Raw genomic sequence first — 19,551 nt, 5'->3', positions numbered from 1 at the left:
CCGTCAGACGAAGCCGAGCGTGCGCGCGCTGCCGAAGTTGGCCAGGTTGGGCAGCACCGCGTCCAACTGCCCGGCGCTCGCGCCCAGCCAGCCCAGCAGCGTCGCGGCGTACTGGTCGACCGAGCTGGTGGGAATCCAGCGGCCCTGCTCGTCCCAGCTGTTCATGCTGGCGTCGTCCGGCCCACCGACGGCCAGCGTCGGGTAGCTGCCATAGAAGCCGCCCCGCACGGCCCCGCCCAGCACGAGGTGGTGGTTGCCCCAGGCGTGGTCGGTGCCGCTGCTGCTGTTGGGCTTGAAAGTGCGGCCGAAGTCGCTTTGCGTGAAGGTGGTGACGGCCTCGGCCAGGCCCAGTGCCTTCAGCGCGGCCTGGAAGCAGGCGAGGGCATCGCCGAGCTGCTTGAGCAGGCCTGCGTGATGCCCCGCCGTCGCGTCGCCGGCGACCTGCTCGCCATGCGTGTCGAAGCCGCCGAGCTGGGCGAAATAGATCTGCCGGTTGCCGCCCAGCGTGGCGCGCACGTCCAGCAGCTTGGCGGCCTGGTAGAGCTGTTTACCGATGCCGGTGCTGACGTTGCCGTCGGCGATCAGGGGTGCAAAGGCGGTGTCGATGGCGATGTTGCTGCCCGCCTCGCCGGGTTTGCGCTGGACCAGAGCACCGAGCTGTTCGGACAGCGCAAAGGCGTCGATCTGCTGCTTCTGGAAAGCACCGGCGAGGTCGGTGTCGGCCGACTGCTCAGCCAGCGCCTTCATGGCGTCGAGCTTGAGCGCATTGGGTTTCCAGCTCACGTCGGCCGCTGCCAGGCCGGCGGCGCCAAAGCCGTCGCCCGGGCCGGGCAGCACCAGTGGCGCGGCGAGTTCCGACAGGCCGAAGTGGCCATTGCCGCCCACGCTGATGACGGGGCTGGCCAGGCCCAGCGCCGCCGAAGCGCGGCCACCCCAGCCAGTGCGGCTCTGAGCGTCGGTGCTGGCACTTTCCCACAGCACCTGCTGGTCGCTGTGCGAGAACAGGCTGGGCGGTGTCAGCACTGTCTTGCCGGCGTCGGCGCGGTACTGGGCCTTGGTCAGCGGTGCGTAGAGCGGGCCGACGTTGAACTGCACGGCCAGTCTGCCGGCCGCGAACAGCGGGTTCAGCGCGGCCAGCGCGGGGTGCAGGCCGAAGTCGCTGTTGCCCAGGCGGCCCAGGCTGGCCAGCGGCAGGGCCAGGCCGGCGCGTACTCGGGTGTAGTCGGCATGGCGGGTGGCGTCCATCGGCACGACGGTGTTCATGCCGTCGTTGCCGCCATACAGGAAGACGCAGACCAGGGCCTTGAAGTCGGCCGCGCGCGCCACGCGCAGGGGCGCCAAGGCGCCCAGCGTGCCAAGGCCGAGGGCACCGGCGAGCAGACGGCGGCGGCTGGGGGTGGGGTGGTGGTGCATGGTGCGACCCTCAGCGGACGAGTTGGTATTGCGGCGCGGCGAAGACGAGGTAGGCCGCGGTCCTCACGCGGTTGCGCTGCCAGGTCTTGGCGTCGGTCTTGTCCGTCCACCAGGACACGGCCTCCAGCACCTTGGCGCGCGGCGCCGAGGGCAGCACCTCGCCGTGGGCGAGCAGCGACAGCCGGTCGACGAGCTTGCCGGCATCGGCCGCGTCGGCGTCGAAGGCGTCCAGCGTGACCTGCGTGCCGGTGGCCTTGGGCACCGTGGCAGAGGGCTGGGAGCCGCCCCAGTTCAGCAGATAGGTCAGGTAGTTCAGCCTTTCCAGCGACGTATTTGCGTTGTGGATGCCGAAGGCGCCGCCGCCCAGCTGGGTGCCGGGGACCGGGTAGTCGGGTGGGTAGAAGTTGAAGACCGACGGCGAGCGGAAGACATGCTGGCGCAGCGTCTCGCCCCACCACCAGCCCAGGGCGTCGCCGTCGGTCTGGCCGTTCAGCGCGCGCAGCACGCCGGTCATCATCAGCGCCGGCTCGCGCAGCCGGCCGCCGCGGGCACCAGGGGGCGCATCGCCGCGGGCTTCGGCGTCCAGCAGCACGGCGGCCACGGTGGCGGCCAGGTCGCCCGTCTTGCCCGTGCCGAAGCTGAGGCCCTCCTTGCTGAACGTGCCGCTCTGGAAGGCCGCGGCCACGCGGCCCACGTAGGCGGGCGTCGGGTTGGAGCGCACCAGGGCCTGGATGAGTTGGCGGCCGATGAAGGGCGGCATGTTGGGGTGGGCCATCAGGCTGTCCAGCACGGCGTCCAGCGCCTGGGCGGGCGTGCTGCCGGCGGCCTTCTTGCCGCCGGCCAGCAGCGCACGCTCGGCGCTGTCGTGCAGGCCCGGCAGCGGCGCCATCTCGCCGTCGTAGAACTGGCAGTTGGCGCCCTTGGGCGAGCAGCCCCACTTGGACTTGCCGCCGGCGGGGTAGGTCCAGCCGGTCAGCGCATAGGCGTAGTTGCGGACGGTGGCGTTGTCGTAGGTGGGCTGGCAACGCCCGCCCTTGAGGCTGCCGTCGGCCTCCAGCAGGCAGGTGCCCAGCGAGAAGAGCTGCAGCAGCTCGCGCGGGAAGTTCTCGTTGGGCGCGGTCTTGTCGTTGTTGACGCCATTCAGGTAGTCGCCCATCACCGGGCTCAGCGCCACCTGGCGCAGCACGTCGCGGTAGCTGCCGAAGGCGTTCTCCAGCAGCGCGTTCTGGTAGCGGCGCAGGCCGTAGGTGCCTTCCACCTCGAAGTTGCTGACGACGACGATCTGCTGCAGCGCGAAGGCGACGCGCTGGCGCAGCTGGTCGGGCTGGTTGACGGCATTGCGGTAGAAGTCCCACAGCAGCGGCTGGCTGGAGAAGGCGTCGCGCCAGCAGTTGTCGCCCTTGTTGGCGGCCTGGTCGCAGAAGCCGGCGCCGGTCGTGTCGGTGTGGACGGCGCTCGTGCCGCCCGAGGTGTAGCGCGAGGCCTGCGGCAGCTGCTGTTGGGCCTGCACCCAGGCGGCGGCGCTTTGCGTGCGCATCTGCGTGACCATGCCCTCGGTCGCGCCGAAGCTCGCCTGCGAGGCCAGGCGCACCGCGTCGCGCTGCGTCATCGGCGGCACGGCGGCGGCGGCGGGGGGCGTGGGGTCGGCGCTGGCGGGGCTGMTGGTGCTGCCACCACCACCCCCGCCGCCGCAGCCGGCCAAGGCCAGCGTGAATGAAATGACCCACGCGCCGGCGGACATGACGCGGCTGGGGCGAGCGAAGGGAGGAGCAGGCGGGCGCATCGTCGTCGGTCGCGAGGGTGAGGGCCGCGCATGATGGCCGCTCAGGGCTTGTCGCGGTAACGCGAGGTTGCCCTCGGGCGGGCCGCTTACCAATGGCAACAAGACGCCGCTTGAACCTGGCCGACGCGTGACATCGGGCACGCCCAATACGCCCCAATGGCGCGCTAGCAGGGCAGGCCGGCGCCCTTGGCCGTGCAAGCCTGCGCGTCAAGCTGAAGCGTCAGTCCGTCCGGCGTGCGGCCCAGCAGGCGCAGTTGCTTGAAGTCGGCTGCGTTGACCGCCGTGCTGCCGAGCGTGATCGACAGTGCGGCCGTCGCTGCGGCGGGTGCCAGGTTCAGTTCCATCACGAGCTGTGCGCAAGCCGCGTCTCTGCAGAGCTGGGCCTTGGCCATCGCCGTGCCGGCGTAGACATAGCTCCAGGCCGGGCTGTAGGTCAGCTTGGCGGCGGCCGCCGCCTTCAGCGTCGTCAGCGCATTGAGGGAGGTCGTGCCCAATTGCGGCCAGGATTGCCCGGCAAGGTTGGCCGCCAGCGGCGGCGCGCCGGCCAGGTCGAGCTTGATGCGGTTGCCATCGGCGATGCCGTCGGCCGTGGTGGTCTCGGTGACGCAGTCGGCGTCCTTGTAGAAATCGATCTGCAAGGCCGGGCCGGCGCGCGCGACGTTGCGCGCCACCGCGTCGCCCGCCGCCCCGGTCAACGGCATCGAATAGGCGTTGGCGCCACGCGTCGCGCCGCTGGCGGGATCGAGGCTGGGCGTCGCGTCCGTGGCGCCGAGGCTCCACAGGCTGAGATTGGCCGCGCCGCTCACCTTCTTGAAATAGGCGATGGGCACGTCAGCGCCGCTGGTGTCCTTCTGGCTGACGCGCGCGCACTGCAGGGCGCCCACGACGGGGATGCGGATGTCCAGGAAACGCGCATAGCTGTCGGCGGCGGTGTTGTCGACGCGGCGTGTCAGCACCACGCGCGCATTCGCCGCGGCCTGCACGGCCAGCCGGTTGCCGAGGAAGGACCAGCCGCCGGGCAGCTTGATGACGGCCTGCTCCACCCCCAGCGGCACTTGCACGCCGCTGCCGTTCTGGAAAATCAGGTTGACCCGGCAGCTCGGCGAGGCCGGCACGCTGAAGTCGCAGCGGCTCACCGGGCTGGGCAGCAGCTTGCCGCCGGTGAAGGACACCTCGTCGAAGGTGCCCGACAACCGGATGCACAGCAACTGGGCCGCGTCGGAGGCACCCGAGAAGGTCTGGCCGGCCGCCGTCACCCGCGTGCCGGCATTGAACAGCGGGATGAACTGGGGCTGGCAGTCCTTGCTGGCCGCGGCCGCGATCATCTTGGCAAAGAGGGCGTCGATGCCCGCCAGGTCGAGGCCGGCCGCGGCGCTGTCGAAGTTCAGGCTGCCCTGCGTCGTGCCCGGCTCCAGGTAAGCGGTCCCGGTGCCCAGGCGTGAGCTGAGCACGACATAGGGTTTTGTGTCGGTGCCGAAGGACGCGCCCACGGTGTCCAGCAGCCGGTCCTGGCCGGTGTGCGAGCCCGGCGTCAGCGCCCCGGCCAGCAGGTCGAAGTCGCTGGCCAGGCCGGCGTCGGCAAGGGCCGGTGCGAGGGCGGTGCGCACTTGAGTCTGGGCGGTGGCCAGGGCGGTGTCGGGCAGGGTCGCCAGGGCCCCCGTCATCAGCGCATCGGGCGCCCGGCCGCTGGCCAAGACCGTGATGGCGCTGGTCAGCGGCGTCAGGTTCAGCGTGCCGCCGTTGTTGGTGACGCCCCAGAGGCAGATCTGTCGGTCGTTCAGGTTGCCGCAGGCTTCGACCCGGAAGGGGCCGGCGTTGGTCAGCGTGATGGGGCCGTAGGCGCCCGTGCCGGCGGTCACTTTCTTGGCGCTCGCGATGGACTTGCCGGTGGCGTCCAGCACGCGCACGGTGGCGTCGCTCAGGGCCAGGCCGGCAGAGACGACACCGGCAACTGGTGGCGCGGGGGGGATCGGCGTGGGAGCCGGCGTCGGAGTCGGCGCAGGTGCAGGCGTCGGCGCCGGTGTGGGCGCTGGCGTAGGGGCAGGCGCTGGCGTGGGTGCCGGTGCGGGAGTTGGAGTTGGAGCTGGTGCCGGAGTGGGTGCAGGCGTTGGCGCCGGCGTCGGCGCCGGGCTCGGCGCTGGCGAGGGGGCCGGGCTCGGCGAAGGCGACGGGCTGGGCGTCGGCACGGGCACCGGCATGGGTAGCGGGCTGGGCGCTGGTGCGGGCGGCGGCGGCTCGGGCACCTCGCTGGGTGGGGCGCCGCCCCCGCCACCGCAGGCGGCCAGGGCCAGGGCCATGGGCCAGGCATAGCTGGAACGCCGGCGGGGAGCCGGCGGTGGGGTCAGCGGGAGTGGGGAAGCAGGGGAGGCAGAGTCGGGCATCCGGGCCAGCCGCGCGGAGGCGGCACAACGGTCAGGGTTGACCCGACTTTAGGCCGCGACGCCGCTGGCCGGTGGCCGGAACTGCGGGCCCGGCGTGGCCTTTTGCAGGTGATCAGTCGCGGTGGCCATGACCGTGGCCGTGGCCGCGACCGCGGTCGTGGTGATGATGGTCATGCCCCTCGTCGCGGCGCCAGTCGCGCTCGCGATGGACCACCACGTTCTGGCGGTACCAGCCGTCCTCGACGAAATAGACCGGGGCGCCGCAGGCGCCGTAATAGCTGCAGTGACGGCGCCAGTTGCGGCGGTGGTCGGGCGGCACCCACAGATAGACCGGCTGGGCGCGGTAGACCGGGCGGCCGATGATGACCGGTTGGGGTGCCCACAGCACCGGTTGCGGATAGCGACCGATGTCGACGCGCCCGTAGACGCCCGGTTGGCTGAACCCGATGGAGACGCCGACGTCGGCCGCCTGGGCGGTGGGCAGGGTGGTCAGCGCGGCCAGGCCCAGCAGGGTCGGCGCGATCCAGCGTGTGAAGGGGGTGCTGGGGGTGGTCATGAGGTGCTCCTGAGAAATGCGGCCGTGCCGCCGTGCCCAGTGAACGCCGCGCCGGGGGCGATCGTTGTCAGCCTGCCAGCGCCGCGCCTGTAGGACAGGCGGCGCGAACCTGCGAATGCGGCCTTGTCCTACAGGCCGCCTCCCGTCCTGCCGACGCGGCGGGGCAGTGGTGGGCTCGATGCTTGCTGGCCTTGGCGTTGGAGCAGCATTGATGAGCGAAACCCTGCACACGGAGGTGCCCGCCGATGCGGCACAGCGGGCCGGGCTCGCCGCCTCCGTCTCGGCCGCCGAATTGGCGCTGGCGCAGAACGCCCGCTTCCTGGCGCGTTGCAGCCGCCTGGCCGGTGTCGGCGCCTGGGAATGGCAGGCCGACACGGGCAAGCTGACGCTGTCCGACTCGGCCTGCGAGTTGCTGGGTCTGCCGGCCGGCCAGGTGCCGACGCTGGCGGCCCTGCTGCAGCGCTTCGGGCCCGACGGCGCGGCCATGCTGGACGCCGCCTTGCAGCGCGCCGCCGCCGATGGCGAGGGCTGGGATGTCGAGCTGCCCTACGAATCGGGTGCTGATGGGCGGCGCGTGCTGCGCGTCGTCGGCCGGTATGACGAGGACGAGACCGGGCGGCGCGTGGGCGTCGTCATGCTGGATGTCAGCGAGCCCGCGGAAGTGCGCGCCGAGCTCGAGCGCACGCTGGAACGCCTGGCGCTGGCCACCCACAGTGGCGGCATCGGCGTCTGGAGCCTGGACCTGCAGGACAACCGCCATGGTCAGGTGGCCTGGGACGACGCGATGTGGAAGCTGCATGGCGAGCCGCGGCAGGGCCAGATCAGCCTTGCGCGCTGGCGCCGGCGCCTGCACCCGCAGGACCGCCGCAACGCGATGGCGACCGTGCGCGCGGCCCTGCGCGACGGGCCGCAGCTGGACGGTGAGTGGCGGGTCTGCTGGCCCGACGGCAGCCTGCATGTGCTGCGCAGCTCGGGCCGCGTGCTGCGCGACGCCAGCGGCCGGCCGCTGCGGCTGTCAGGTGTCTGCTGGGACGTCAGCGAGGCGCGCCGCATGCAGCAGCAGTTGCAGGAGCAGCATGAGCTGCTGGAGGTGACGCTGCAGTCCATCGCCGATGCGGTACTGACGACCGACGCCCTGGGTCGCGTGACCTGGCTCAACCCCGTCGCCCAGCGCCTGACCGGCTGGGCGGCGGCCGAGGCGCGTGGCCAGCCCTCCAGCCGCGTCTTCCTGCCGCAGCGCGAGGAGACGGGCGAGTTGCTCGCCGACCCGGTGCGGCGCTGCCTGGACACCGGCCGCCCCACCCGCCTGCCGGCCGGTGCGATGCTGCTGAGCCGCGACGGCGAACTGCGCGCCGTGGACGACTCGGTCGCGCCCATCCGCGATGCCGACGGCCGTGTGCTCGGTGCCGTGCTGGTCTTTCGCGATGTCACGCAGCAGCGCCGCCAGTTCGACGAGATCCGCTGGCGCGCCAGCCACGACGGCCTGACCGGCCTCGTCAACCGCATGGAATTCGGCCAGCGCCTGGCGCGCACGCTGGAGCGCGCCAAGCGCGACGGCAGCCACCATGCGCTGCTGGCTTTCGACCTGGACCGCTTCAAGCTCGTCAACGACCACTGCGGCCACGCCGCCGGCGACGAGGTGCTGCGCGAGGTGGCGCGGCGACTGGAAGCCGGCGTGCGCGGCCGCGACACGGTGGCCCGGCTGGGCGGCGACGAGTTCGCAGCCATCCTCGAGAACTGCTCGCTGGACGAGGCCCTGCGCGTGGCGCAGAAACTCTGCGACGCGATGGACCAGTACCGCTATGTGCATGGCGAACAGCGCTTTCGCATCGGCACCAGCATCGGCGTGGCGCCGCTGGACGGGCGCTGGCCCGATGCCGACGCGGCCATGCGCGAGGCCGATGCCTGCTGCATGATCGCCAAGGAGCAGGGGCGCAACCGCGTGCAGCTGTGGGCGCCCGACGACGCCACCCTGCGCGCCCACCAGAGTGAACACCGCTGGGCCACGCGGCTGCAGCAGGCGCTGGACGAAGACCGTTTCGAGCTCGACCTGCAGCGCGTGCTGCCGGCTCAAGGGCTGGACGACGGCCGCCTGCGCGGCGAGCTGCTGCTGCGGCTGCGCGAGCCCGACGGCACGCGCGTGCTGCCCGGTGCCTTCATGCCGGCCGCCGAGCGTTTCCACCTCGCGCCGCGGCTGGACCGCTGGGTGCTGCGCCAGGCCGTCGAACTGCTGCGGCGCGGCGGCCCGCCCGAGATCGCGTCGCTGTCCATCAACGTGTCGGCACTGACGCTGCAGGACGCGGTCTATCACCAGGAGGCGCGCGCGCTGCTGACCGAGCTCGGCCCCGAGCGGGCCAGGACACTGTGCCTGGAGATCACCGAGACGGCCGTCATCACCCAGCTCGGCGTGGCGGTGCGCTTCGTCCAGCAGATGCGCGCCCTGGGCGCGCGCATTGCGCTGGACGACTTTGGCGCGGGCGCCTCGTCCTACAGCTATCTGAAGGCGCTGCCGGTGGACCTGCTGAAGATCGACGGCCAGTTCGTCAAGGCGCTGATGACCGATCCGCTGGATCAGGTGGCCGTGCGCAGCTTCGTCGACGTGGCCCAGACCCTGGGCCTGACGACGGTGGCGGAGTGCGTGGAGACGCCCGAGGTGCTGCTGGAACTGGTGCGCCTGGGCGTGGGGGAGGTGCAGGGCTTCCTGCTGCACCGGCCCCAGCCGGTGGGCGAATTGCTGGCCCTGGGCGAAGAGGCCGTGCCGGCCTGAGCCTAGCGCGTGGGCTGGAGCTGGCGCGGGGCCACGTCGGCGCGCACCGGCTGGTCGCGGTCGTCGGCGTCGGCAGCCGTGGCCGGGGCATCGGCACGGGCGACCAGGGCGGTGTCATCGGGCGGCGTGGCGGACGGTGTCGCGTCACGGCCATCGGCGACCGCGCGCAGCGACACCTGCAGCCCGCGCGACAGATGCTCCTGCCAGCTGCGCAAGGTGTCGCCGGCCCGGTGCAGGGCGGCGCTCATCTGCACGTCCAGCGGGCGCGGGTCGTCGACGACGTCCAGGCCGGCGCTGGCGCCCAGGGCCGCGATGATGACCAGCATGGCCACCGCGTGGAAGCGGCGGCTGTGCAGCGACGGCGACACGGCATCGGCGTCGCGCGGCGACAGCGGCAGGTCCGGCAGCGGTCGATGGGCCGGCATTTGCTTGCGCCAACCCTCGGCGTGCAGAGATCGCGGGAATTGCATGGACACCCTCCTGGCTGCTTCTGAAGCGGGCCGCCGCGCTCTGTCGGCGCGGCCACCCTGACGACGGCAGTGTGGGTCGGGCAGCGGCGGCGCCATGTCGGCCCGCGCAAGCTTGGCTTGTAGGAATTCAGGAAGGGCTGGAGGCGCCCAGTTCGCCCGGCACGGTCACGGCGACGGGCTCGGGTTCCGGGTCCTCGCGCATCGGCAGGCGGGCCAGCACCAGCGTGCCACGGCCGGGCGCGGACAACAGCTGCAGCGTGCCGCCCAGGCTCTCGATGCGGTAACGCATGCCCAGCAGGCCATGGTGGCCGGCGCCCACGGCCTCGGGGTTGAAGCCCTGGCCGTCGTCACGGATGTGCAGTTGCAGCCAGCCATCGGCTTCGGCCAGCGACACCCGCACATGCTTGGCCTTGGCGTGGCGCATCACATTGGTCAGGGCCTCCTGCACGAGGCGGTACATGGCCAGGCGGCCGGCCTCGTCGCTGGGGCCTTCCATCAGCTCCAGGCTGAGCTGCAGGCCGGAGCGCTGCGCGAATTCCTGGGTCAGGATCTCCAGCGCCGGAATCAGGCCCAGGTTGGACAGCGCGGAGGGGCGCAGATCCTCGATGATGCGGCGCTTCAGCGCGATGCCCTGGTCGAGCAGCTCGCTCATGTGCTTGAGGCGCTCGTCGATCTCGGGCGCCGCGGTGCGCGTCATGCGGCGGATGCGGGCGACGTCGAGCTTGGCCGCAGTCAGCAGCGCGCCGAGCTCGTCGTGCAGCTCGCGGGCCAGGTGGGCGCGCTCGTCCTCGCGCACCGTCTGCAGGTGATGGGCCAGCTCGGTCAGTTCGGCGGTGCGGCGCGCCACCTCGCGGTCGAGCCGGTCGCGCTCCTGCGCCAGTTCCTTGGCATGCTCGCGGCGGGCCATGTGCAAGGCCTCGTTGCGACGCAGGAAGATGGCCAGGCCGAACAGGCTGACCAGCGTCAGGCCATGCACGCCGATGCGGCCGTAGTTCAGCGAGCGCACGACGGCGTCGCGCTCGGTGGCGATCTGCGTGAGTTCGTGCTGGTCGAGCTGGCCGACGGCGTCGCGCACGGCCTGCATCTTTTCGCGGCCGATGTCGGACTCCACCAACCCGTGCCAGGCCGTGTCCTGCCCCTCGCGGTAGAGCTTGACCACCAGCTGCAGCTCGGAAAGCTTTTCACTGGCGCGCCGGCTGGCGTCGGCCACCAGGGCTTCCCATTCGGAGCTGGCGTACTGGCCGCGCAGCCGCGACAGTACATTGGGCAGCTCCTGCTCGGCCAGCTTGATCGGCGCGAGGTAGTCGTCTCGGCCCGTCAGCAGATAGCCGCGCTGGGCGGTCTCGGCGTCGGTCAGCAACTCGCGCAGCCGCAGCCCGTCGTTGCGGGCCTGGTGGCGGGCCTGCGACTGGTTGAGCGCCTCGTCGGCGCCCCAGAACGCAGCCTCGCTGACGCCCATGACGGCGGCCGCCGCCAGCGCGGCGAAGCCGACGGCCAGACCGCGATTGCGGCTGGCACCTTCCAGCCAGGGATCGAGATGACGCAGCACCGTCAGCCGTTCAACTGGCTGCGGCGGCAGGGCGCGCTGCTGGGGCATGTTCGGCCAGTTCGGCGCAATAGCTGATGAGGTCGTCGAGCTCGCGGCTCTTGTCGAACACCCGTTCGGCACCGAGGCTGGCGCAGCGGCGGCGCATTTCCTCGGTGGCGTAGTTGGTCAGCACGACACGCCGGGCTCGAAGGCCGAGCTGCTGGGCGGCCTGCAGCACGCCCAGGCCGGTGCCGGAACGCAGGAAGACGTCGACGATGAAGAGATCGGCATTGGCATCGGGGTCCCGGCTCATCCAGCGCACCGCGCCGGCCTCGTCGGCCACCGACCCGACCACCTCGACCTGAGCCAGCTCCTCGAGCGTCGCAATCAGGTTCTCCAGGATCACCGGACTGTCTTCGACGATGAAGGCTCTGAGTGCTGGCATGGCCCGACGGCGGCGCGAGGGTTGATGGGTGTGGAGTATGGACCGCTTCCGCGTCGGGCCGGCAGTGCCGGCAGCGCATCGCGCTGTAGGACTTCTCCTAGGGGAAGTCCCTGAGCGGCGCGCTTACTGCGGGTGGCGGACGGCGATGTCGTTGCGCACGGCAACGACGCCGGAGGTCTCACGGGCCAGCTTTTCGGCCATGGCCTTTTCCTCGAAGGACTTGGCAAAGCCGGACAGCTGCACCGTGCCCTTCAGCGTTTCGACGCTGATGGCCATGGCACTGACCGTCGGGTCGGCGGCGAACTTGCCCTTGACGCGGGTGGTCAGCGCAGCGTCGTCGACATAGGCGCCGACGGTTTCCTGGTTGCGGGTGACGGCACAGCCGCTGGTGGCGGCCAGGGTGGCCGTGAGAGCGGTGGCGACGGCGAGGGTGATGACGGACTTGTTCAGCATTGCAGTTCTCCTTGGATGGCGGCTTCACGGAACCGCTGGAGTCGACTATCGCGGCGCGCCGATAGCGGCGGCATAGTCCCGTAGCGCGGCGCCCTGTCGGACTCGGCCGGCGCCGATGTAGGACTGCGACTCTCGCGGCGCGCATGGCAGGCTGCTACGCTGGGCGCACTCCCCCGGACAAAGCTCTCACCATGATCCGTATCGGCATCGTCGACGACCACGCCATCGTGCGCACCGGCCTGCGCCAGTTCCTGTCCGAGCATGTCGACCTGCGCGTCACGGGCGAAGGCGCCAGCGGCCACGACGCGCTGGAGATGGCGCGCGGCGGCGAGGTCGACGTGCTGCTGCTGGACATCTCCATGCCCGACCAGAGCGGCGTGGATGCGCTGGCCGCCATCAAGGCGCGCTTCCCTGAGTTGCCGGTGCTGATCCTGAGCGGCTTTCCCGAGGCGCATTACGCGACGACGCTGCTGCGTCAGGGCGCCAGCGGCTACCTCAACAAGGAATGCGATCCGGAAGAGATCGCCAACGCCATCCGCCTGGTGGCGCGGGGCCGGCGCTACATCAGCCCGGCGGTGGCGGAGCAGCTGGCGGACAGCGTGATGGGGGGTGGCAGCGGCGGCGCGGCGCCGGACAAGCCCCTGCACGAGGCGCTGTCGGAACGCGAGTTCCAGGTCTTCCTGCGCCTGGCCCAGGGCGAGACCGTGGGGCATATCGCCGAGGCCTTGTTCCTCAGCGTGAAGACCGTCAGCACCTACCGCACGCGCGTGCTCGAGAAGCTCAAGCTGGCCACCAACAGTGACCTGACCTATTACGCGCTGAAGAACGGGCTGATTCAGTAGTACCGCGTCTCGCCGCTCTCGGCCGAGACGTCATCGCCCAGCGTCCACGGCAGGGCGGACTCATAGCCCAGCACCGCATCGTTGGCCGACCCAGCGGTCGGCGACCACCAGCGCGTCAGGGTCGTCCACAGCGGGCGATGGGGCGTGGCCTCGGCCAGCGGGTTCTGCGTCAGCGGTGCGTCGATGCTCATGAGGGGCTCCTGATGTGGGCCATAGCTTTGCCGCTGGCCGCCAGCCGCTGTATCAGCGGGCGGCGCTGTGGCCTGTCGGAGTGTTCTGACAGGGCTTGCCCTCACCCACAATGCGGGCGTGTCATCGCCTCGTCTTCTGCTGATCCTTGCCTGGCTGAGCCTCGTGGCGCTGCCGGCCGCCGCCTGCGAACTGCGCGTGCGCTGGAACCCCGACCCGCCGTACACGATGCGTGACACGGCCGGCCACATCGTCGGCCTGCAGGCCGAGCTGACCGAGCAGACGCTGCAGCGCATGGGTTGCCGGGCGGTCTGGGTCGAACTGCCCTGGGCGCGCGCGCTGGTCGAACTGCAGGCCGGGCGCCTCGACGTGCTGCCGGGCGCGCTGCGCCGCCCCGAGCGCGAGGCCTATGCCCATTGGGTGGAGCAGCATGTGCTGGTCGCCAACCGGCTCTTCGTGCGCGCCGGCCGCGAGACCGATTTCGGCAGCGCGACGCGCCTGCAGGAAGCCTGGCGGCCGGGCTTCAAGCTGGGCGTGCAGATCGGTGTCGTCTATGGCCCGGACTATGCCGAGCTGCTCGGCAATGCGGCCTTCCGCGCGACGCTGACCCAGGCCTCGGCGCGGCGCAGCCTGTGGCAGATGCTGGAGATCGGCCGTGTGGACGGCGTGCTGGCCAGCGAGGCGACGGCGCGCTGGGAGCTGCGCGAGCTCGGCCTGGCGAGCCGCGTCGCGGCGACGGCCGTCGTGCTGTCCCACGAGCCCGCCCAGGTCATGTTCAGCAGGCGCTCGGTCGATGCCAGCCTGGTGCAGCGCTACCGCGAGGCGGCCGAGGCGCTGGAGAAGGACGGCACCCAGGCGCGCATCGTGCGCAGATACCTAGCCGACTAGGGCGGCGTCCAGGATCTGCCTGGCCTGCGGCACGGTCTGGGTGCCCAGCATGCGGCCGTCGCCGCCGAAGCGGGTCGCGATGAAGGCATCGGCCGTGACGGTGGAAGACTGCTCGCGCATCAGCAGCCCTTGAGCGCACAGCACCAGGCCTTGCGCGACACGCCGGGCCTGGGCCTCCAGCGCGGCTGGGTCGTCGGTCAACAGCCGTCGCAGCGCCTGGACTTCGGCGTGCACCGGCGCATCGGGGCTGGCCGCGAACTCGTCGAGCAGGGCCAGGGCGACGTCCGGCTCGCGGGCGACGGCGCGCAGTACGTCCAGGGCCATCACATTGCCCGAGCCTTCCCAGATGGAGTTGACCGGCGCCTCGCGGTAGAGCCGTGCCAACACGCCGTCCTCGACATAGCCGTTGCCGCCCAGCAGCTCCATGGCCTCGCCGGTGCATTCGATGGCGCGTTTGCAGACCCACAGCTTGGCGGCCGGCGTCATCAGGCGCTGCCAGGCTGGCTCGTTGCTCTCGAAGCCGCGCGCCAGGCGCAGCATCAGGCGCATCGCAGCCTCGCTTTCCAGCGCCAGGTCGGCCAGCACGCTCTGCATCAGCGGCTGCTCGGCCAGGTGACGGCCGAAGGCGCTGCGTTCACGGGCGTTGTGCAGGGCCTGCACAAGGCCGGCGCGCAGCAGCGCGGCGCTGCCGATGACGCAGTTCAGCCGCGTGTAGCCGGCCATCTCGATCAGCGTCGGGATGCCGCGGCCCTCATCGCCGAGGCGGCGTGCCCAGGCGCCGTGGAACTCGACCTCGCTGCTGGCGTTGCTGCGGTTGCCGAGCTTGTCCTTCAGGCGCATCACGTGGATGGCATTGCGCGTGCCGTCGGGCGTGTAGCGCGGCAGCCAGAAGCAGGTCGGGCCAGCGTCGGTGCGGGCCAGCACGAGGTGGGCGTCGCTGGTCGGCGCGGAGAAGAACCATTTGTGGCCGGTGATGGCATAGCTGCCATCGGCCTGCTCGACGGCTTCGGTCGTCACGCGGCGCAGGTCGGAGCCGCCCTGCTTTTCGGTCATGCCCATGCCGACCCAGATCGACGGCTTCTCGGTCAGCGTCCGGTCCAGCGGGTCGTGCTCGCGGCTGAAGAACTTGTCGCGCAGCGGGGCGAACAGCTCGGGTTGCCTGGCGAGCACGGGAATCGCCGCCTGGGTCATCGTGGCCGGGCACAGCGAGCCGGCCTCGACCTGGCCGTGCAGATAGCAGCCGGCGGCGAACTGGGTCCAGCGGCCGGGCGTGTCGGTGGCGAAGACGTCGCCGACCAGGCCCTGGCGGCGGTACATCGCCAGCAGCGCATGCCAGCTGGGATGGAAGTCGACGAGGTCGATGCGTCGGCCGCGGGCGTCGAGCTGGCGCAGCTGCGGGCCGTGGCGGTTGGCGTCGCGGGCCAGCTGGGCGGTCTCGGCGCTGCCGAGTTCGGCGCCATAGCGCGTCAGCGGTTCGACGGCCTGGGGCGCGGCCTCGCGCAGCGCAGTCAGCAAGGCCGGGTCAGTCGCCAGCAGGTTGTGGCCGACCCATTCGTCGACGAGGTTGGCCTGCATGCTCAATCCGAAACGCCGGGTTCGGCCATCAGCTGGCCCTTGCCGGCGCGCTTGGCTTCGTAGAGGGCGGTCTCGGCGCGGCGCTGCAGGTCGGGCAGGCCGCGGTCGCCGGGGCGCAGCTTGGCCCAGCCGGCGCTGAAGGACAGCGGCATGCCCAGCTCGGCCGGCGCGCGCTCGGCCAGGGCCTTGCGCAGGCGGGCGTCCAGGGCTTGCGGGCCCTCGGGCAGGCAGCGCGCCATCAGCACGCCGAACTGCTCGCCGGCCAGTCGGCCGGCCAGGTCGCCCAGGCGCATCTGGGCCTGCACGCAGCTGGCGAACAGGGCCAGGGCGCGGTCGGCGAAATCCATGTCGCGCTCGGCCTGCAGCGTCGCGAAGTCGTCCAGGTCCAGCACGACCAGGGCCAGCGGCTCTTCGTAGCGGCGCGCCATCGAGATGAGATCGACGGAGCGTTGCGTGAAGGCATTGCGGTCGGTCAGCCCGGTCAGGCCGTCGGTCTGGGCCAGGCGGGCCAGTTCGGCCTCGGTCTGGCCGCGCCAGGCCAGCAGCAGCATGGGCAGGCTCAGCAGCAGCGCGAGCTGGCCGGCCAGGGCCAGCAGCAGATCGGGCAAGGGCGCCGTATCGCCGAGCAGGGTGGCTGCGGCGCGGCCGAGCATGGCGGCCAGCAGGGGCAGCACCGCGGCCAGGCCGAGCAGGCGCCAGCGGCGGCTGTTCAGGCCTTGCAGCACGGTCGCGCGTTGGGGCAGGGTCAGGGCCACGCCCAGCCAGGCGAGCTGGGCGCCGAGCGCCGCATCGGCCAGCGTCTGGGCCGCAGCGTGATCGTCCGCCAGCAGTGCATGGCCGACGCCCAGCAGCAGCGGTGCCGCCGCCATCACCCAGCGCCCGGGCCGCGGTGTCAGCCACAGGCCCAGGGCCCACCACAGCGAGGACAGGCCGAGGCTGATGACGGCCAGGCCGATGCTGTGCAGGCCAGGCGGCGCCGTGAAGCGTCCGGCCAGGGCGGGGCTGACGAGGGCCAGGCCGAGGGCCAGGCCCGTCATGCCGACCTGGGCCCAGCGCCCGCCGGCATTGGCGCCGCGCCAGCCGATCAGCGTGATCAACACCAACGCCGCGGCCAGCGCCTGCATGGGCATCAGCGCGAACAGGGCTTCGACGAAAGTCATTTCTTGACCGGAATGGGGGTTTCGCGAGGCACCGGCACGGCGGTCACGCTGTTCTGCGGCGAGCCGTCGATGAGGCGGTCGGAATAGGTCAGGTAGACCAGCGTGTTGCGCGCCGGGTCCACCATGCGCACGATGCGCAGCCGCTTGAAGACCAGCGAGATGCGCTCGTTGAAGACCTCTTCCTGACGCGGCAGCGGCTGGGTGATCGTGATCGGCCCGACCTGGCGGCAGGCGATGGAGGCTTCGGCCTTGTCCTCGGCCAGGCCGATGGCGCCCTTGATGCCGCCTGTCTTGGCGCGCGACACATAGCAGGTCACGCCTTGCACCTTGGGGTCGTCGTGGGCGTCGACGACGACCTTGTGGTCGGGGCCGATGAGCTTGAAGGCGGTGTCGACCGAGCCAATCGGCTCGGCCCGGGCCAGCGTGGTGGCGGCGAGCAGCAGAACAAGGGCGGCGTGCTTCATCGGGCCAGTCTAGGGCCTGTTCGCTTCATGGCAATGGGTCGCGAAGGTAAGTCGCCAGCGCGCAATCAAGGCGCAGCGCACAGCCCGCACTCGTGTGCGGGCAAGCGATGCAACGCAGAGTGCGCCCTGGCGGCTTGCCTTCCCGAAGGGTTGTGGCTCAGCAAGGTTCAGCGTGAAGCGTTCCGCAGCCGCCAGCCACAACGCGGCCCGTTGACATGGGGCGAACAGGCTTTATAGCGCGCAGGCGCCGGCCGGGGCGGGGACGGCAGCCTGGCGGCCCGTGAAGCGCGGGCGCTCGGGGCGGCTCAGGTCGAAATGGCTGAGCTGGTCGCTGCGCTGGTTGCACACATACAGATGCTGGCCGGCGCGGCCGGCGCTGCGTGGGTAGCTGCCATGCACCCAGTGGTGGTCGAGCAGGCGCGGGCCGGCGGGACGGGCCAGGGAGATGACCGCCAGGCTGTCGTGCAGGCGGTTCAGGGCGTACAGATGCTTGCCGCCCGGGGCGACGAGCAGGTCGGACGCGTAGCTGGTGCCGGCAAAGCCGGCCGGCAGCACCGAGATCTCGCCGTGCAGGCGCGGCCCGGCAGCGGTCAGCTCGACGGTCGACAGCGTGGACGATTCCTCCTGCAGCACATAGACCCAGCGCGGGTCTGTCGGATGGAAGGCGAAGTGGCGCGGGCCGGAGCCGGCGCTGAGGGCCAGCTCTTGCGCCGGCGCCTGCGGAATGCCGGGCGCCAGCGGCCAGACCAGCAGCTTGTCGCGGCCCAGGTCGGTGCCGAGCAGCCAGCGGCCGTCGGGGCTGGCCTGGATCATGTGGGCGTGCGGCGCGTCGTGGCCGCTGTTGGCCTGGCTGCCGGGCGGGCCCTTCACCGCCCGCTGGGGGCCGGGGCCGCAGTCGGGGCCGGTGCAGCTGGCCCAGCTCTCGGCCGCACCGAGGCGGCCGTCCGCTTGCAAAGGCAGGGCGGCGAAACGGGCGTCGCCATAGTGGGCGACCCACGCACGGCCCGCGCTCAGCGACAGCTGCGCGGGGCTGCGGCCGCCGCTGGGTTGGCGCTGCAGCAGCTCGAGCCGGCCGGCGTCGTCCTGGGTATAGACGGTGACGTGGTCACCACCTTCTTCGGCGGCATAGACGTGGCGGCCGTGGGCCGCCAGCCAGCTCGGGCTGTTGGCATTGGCCGTCAGGCCGAGCGGTTTCAAGCCGCCGTCGGCAGCGATGGCAAAGCTGTAGAGGCCCTGGCCGAGGGGCGCATAGGTGCCGACATGCAGGAAGCGCGGCGAGGGTGTGGCGGCAGTGGCGGGCATCAAGGCGGCGGCGGACAAGCTCAGCAGATGGCGGCGATTCATGAAAACTGTGTCGTGATGGCATCGACGACACGGTCGCCTTCGTCGACGACGGCCATCCAGGCCCATTTGTCGAAGGTGGTGCAGGGGTGGCTAGGCCCCAGGGCGACGCGCTCGCCGACGGCGGGGCCGTCGCATTCGCTCGGGTCCCAGCGCAGATAGGCATGCTGGTCGTTCAGGGCCGTCACGCGCCAACCTGCCGGGGCTCGCGTCCTTTCGGTGCCGCGCAGATGCCAGACCGGCAGCGGCCAGCCCGCGTCGAAGGACAGGTCGCGTCGGCCGGCGTTCAGCATCGCCAGGCCGGGCTCGGGGCAGGACAGCACCTGGGTCCAGACCTCCAGCGCCGGCAGCAGGCTGGGCGAACTGAGCGGCGTGCCCATGCGCGCGTCCATGGTCTGCATATAGCGGCCGTAGTGTTCGTGGTCATGGCAGACATAGCAGCCCGAGCGCAACAGGCCCAGGCGGCCGGGCTGGCCGGCCAGCACCGGCGCGACCAGATCGAAGGCGGCCGAGCCGCCGCCGCTGAGCCACATCGGCCGCGCGTCGACGTCCAGCAGTCCCTCGGCCTCGATGGCGTCCAGCAGGGCCTGGATGCGTGCCTGCCATTGCTGCATCAGCGTGCGGTCGGCGGCGTTCTCGCCCTTGATCTGCAGGCCTTCATAGAAACCGACGCCACGCAGCCGCAAGGCCGGGTGGGTCTGGAGGGCGCGGGCCAGGGCCAGCGCCGGTTCATGCTCGCGCACACCGCAGCGCGAGGTGCCGAGCTCGACCAGCACATCCACGCGCGCTTCACCCCTGCCGAGCTGGGCCCAGTGCGTCGCGAGCAGGTCGAGCTGGGCCTGCGAGTCGACGAAGAAGGCCAGCTCCAGGCCGGCGTGGCGGCGGCGCAGGTCCAGCAGTTCGGCCAGTTCGGCCGCGCTGATGAGCTGGTTGGCGATCAGGGCCCGCCGCGCGCCGGCCGCGAGGCCCAGGCGCAGCTGGTGCACGTTGGCAAAAGTCAGGCCCCAGGCGCCGGCGTCGAGCTGGCGGCGGAACAGCTGCGGGCTCATCGTCGTCTTGCCATGCGGCGCAAGTTCGACGCCGTGGCGGGCCGCGAAGTCCTGCATCCAGGCGATGTTGTGGGCCAGGGCCTGCTGGCGCACGACGGCCAGCGGTGTGGGCAGCGCGTGCAGCGTCCAGGCGCGCTGGGCGACATCGGCCAGCAGAACCGGCGGCTGCAGCGCCGGAAAACCTTTCAGCCAGGGGCCCAGCCAGCCGGCGCGCGGGGTGTTGTGGTCGTCGTGATCCATGTCGCCA

17 protein-coding genes are annotated in these 19,551 nt (G+C 71.5%); 3 read left to right on the top strand and 14 right to left on the bottom strand.

All coding sequences use genetic code 11. The features are described 5' to 3' along the window. Positions 1-3: 3 nt before the first annotated feature. The 4 genes from AC1D2H_RS17330 to AC1D2H_RS17315 form a co-directional block, all read right to left on the bottom strand. On the bottom strand, positions 4-1,413 hold the full coding sequence (locus tag AC1D2H_RS17330; protein ID WP_478011835.1) for a DUF1501 domain-containing protein: 1,410 nt from the start codon (positions 1,411-1,413) through the stop codon (positions 4-6). 10 nt (positions 1,414-1,423) lie between these two features. Next, positions 1,424-3,154 (bottom strand): DUF1800 family protein, encoded by a 1,731-nt coding sequence (locus AC1D2H_RS17325; RefSeq protein ID WP_478011834.1) that lies wholly within the window; start codon positions 3,152-3,154, stop codon positions 1,424-1,426. 206 nt (positions 3,155-3,360) lie between these two features. Next, positions 3,361-5,103, bottom strand: a complete 1,743-nt coding sequence (locus tag AC1D2H_RS17320) for a hypothetical protein (protein WP_478011833.1) — start codon at positions 5,101-5,103, stop codon at positions 3,361-3,363. Positions 5,104-5,689: 586 nt separating this feature from the next. After that, the gene (locus tag AC1D2H_RS17315; RefSeq protein WP_477932562.1) at positions 5,690-6,133 is read right to left on the bottom strand and encodes a hypothetical protein; all 444 of its coding nucleotides are present in this window, start codon (positions 6,131-6,133) and stop codon (positions 5,690-5,692) included. Positions 6,134-6,344: 211 nt separating this feature from the next. Here AC1D2H_RS17315 and AC1D2H_RS17310 point away from each other — a divergent pair, with 211 nt between their 5' ends. Continuing rightward, positions 6,345-8,900, top strand: a complete 2,556-nt coding sequence (locus AC1D2H_RS17310) for an EAL domain-containing protein (RefSeq protein ID WP_478011832.1) — start codon at positions 6,345-6,347, stop codon at positions 8,898-8,900. 2 nt (positions 8,901-8,902) lie between these two features. On the opposite strand, the gene AC1D2H_RS17305 is transcribed toward AC1D2H_RS17310, so the two are convergent. The 4 genes from AC1D2H_RS17305 to AC1D2H_RS17290 form a co-directional block, all read right to left on the bottom strand. After that, on the bottom strand, positions 8,903-9,370 hold the full coding sequence (locus AC1D2H_RS17305) for a hypothetical protein (protein WP_477932559.1): 468 nt from the start codon (positions 9,368-9,370) through the stop codon (positions 8,903-8,905). A gap of 127 nt (positions 9,371-9,497) precedes the next feature. Next, the gene (locus AC1D2H_RS17300) at positions 9,498-10,967 is read right to left on the bottom strand and encodes a CHASE3 domain-containing protein (RefSeq protein ID WP_478011831.1); all 1,470 of its coding nucleotides are present in this window, start codon (positions 10,965-10,967) and stop codon (positions 9,498-9,500) included. Continuing rightward, the gene (locus AC1D2H_RS17295) at positions 10,930-11,343 is read right to left on the bottom strand and encodes a response regulator transcription factor (RefSeq protein ID WP_477932555.1); all 414 of its coding nucleotides are present in this window, start codon (positions 11,341-11,343) and stop codon (positions 10,930-10,932) included. The genes AC1D2H_RS17300 and AC1D2H_RS17295 overlap by 38 nt, the downstream gene beginning before the upstream one ends. A gap of 123 nt (positions 11,344-11,466) precedes the next feature. Further along, on the bottom strand, positions 11,467-11,796 hold the full coding sequence (locus tag AC1D2H_RS17290) for a BON domain-containing protein (RefSeq protein WP_477932553.1): 330 nt from the start codon (positions 11,794-11,796) through the stop codon (positions 11,467-11,469). A gap of 191 nt (positions 11,797-11,987) precedes the next feature. Here AC1D2H_RS17290 and AC1D2H_RS17285 point away from each other — a divergent pair, with 191 nt between their 5' ends. Beyond that, a complete protein-coding gene (locus tag AC1D2H_RS17285) occupies positions 11,988-12,638 on the top strand; it encodes a response regulator (protein ID WP_477932551.1) in 651 nt (216 codons plus the stop codon). Here AC1D2H_RS17285 and AC1D2H_RS17280 read toward each other — a convergent pair. Continuing rightward, a complete protein-coding gene (locus tag AC1D2H_RS17280; RefSeq protein ID WP_478011830.1) occupies positions 12,632-12,829 on the bottom strand; it encodes a hypothetical protein in 198 nt (65 codons plus the stop codon). The two genes, AC1D2H_RS17285 and AC1D2H_RS17280, sit on opposite strands and share 7 nt — an antisense overlap. A gap of 118 nt (positions 12,830-12,947) precedes the next feature. Here AC1D2H_RS17280 and AC1D2H_RS17275 point away from each other — a divergent pair, with 118 nt between their 5' ends. Then, positions 12,948-13,715, top strand: coding sequence for a substrate-binding periplasmic protein (locus AC1D2H_RS17275; RefSeq protein ID WP_478011829.1), 768 nt, complete (start codon positions 12,948-12,950; stop codon positions 13,713-13,715). On the opposite strand, the gene AC1D2H_RS17270 is transcribed toward AC1D2H_RS17275, so the two are convergent. The 5 genes from AC1D2H_RS17270 to AC1D2H_RS17250 all read right to left on the bottom strand — a co-directional run bounded on the left by AC1D2H_RS17270 (position 13,704) and on the right by AC1D2H_RS17250 (position 19,544). After that, positions 13,704-15,290 (bottom strand): acyl-CoA dehydrogenase family protein, encoded by a 1,587-nt coding sequence (locus AC1D2H_RS17270; protein ID WP_478011828.1) that lies wholly within the window; start codon positions 15,288-15,290, stop codon positions 13,704-13,706. The genes AC1D2H_RS17275 and AC1D2H_RS17270 overlap by 12 nt on opposite strands. 2 nt (positions 15,291-15,292) lie before the next feature. Beyond that, the gene (locus AC1D2H_RS17265) at positions 15,293-16,450 is read right to left on the bottom strand and encodes a GGDEF domain-containing protein (protein ID WP_478011827.1); all 1,158 of its coding nucleotides are present in this window, start codon (positions 16,448-16,450) and stop codon (positions 15,293-15,295) included. Then, positions 16,447-16,914: a CreA family protein gene (locus AC1D2H_RS17260; protein ID WP_478011826.1), complete on the bottom strand. Its 468-nt coding sequence runs from the start codon at positions 16,912-16,914 to the stop codon at positions 16,447-16,449. The genes AC1D2H_RS17265 and AC1D2H_RS17260 overlap by 4 nt, the downstream gene beginning before the upstream one ends. A gap of 231 nt (positions 16,915-17,145) precedes the next feature. Next, a complete protein-coding gene (locus AC1D2H_RS17255) occupies positions 17,146-18,258 on the bottom strand; it encodes a lactonase family protein (RefSeq protein WP_478011825.1) in 1,113 nt (370 codons plus the stop codon). Further along, positions 18,255-19,544, bottom strand: a complete 1,290-nt coding sequence (locus tag AC1D2H_RS17250; protein WP_478011824.1) for an alanine racemase — start codon at positions 19,542-19,544, stop codon at positions 18,255-18,257. The genes AC1D2H_RS17255 and AC1D2H_RS17250 overlap by 4 nt, the downstream gene beginning before the upstream one ends. Between the last annotated feature and the right edge of the window lie 7 nt (positions 19,545-19,551).

Source organism: Roseateles sp. P1_C1_2 (assembly GCF_056406535.1).
The sequence above is the reverse complement of the archived record's forward strand: the minus strand, read 5'-3'. Positions and strand labels throughout refer to the sequence as shown.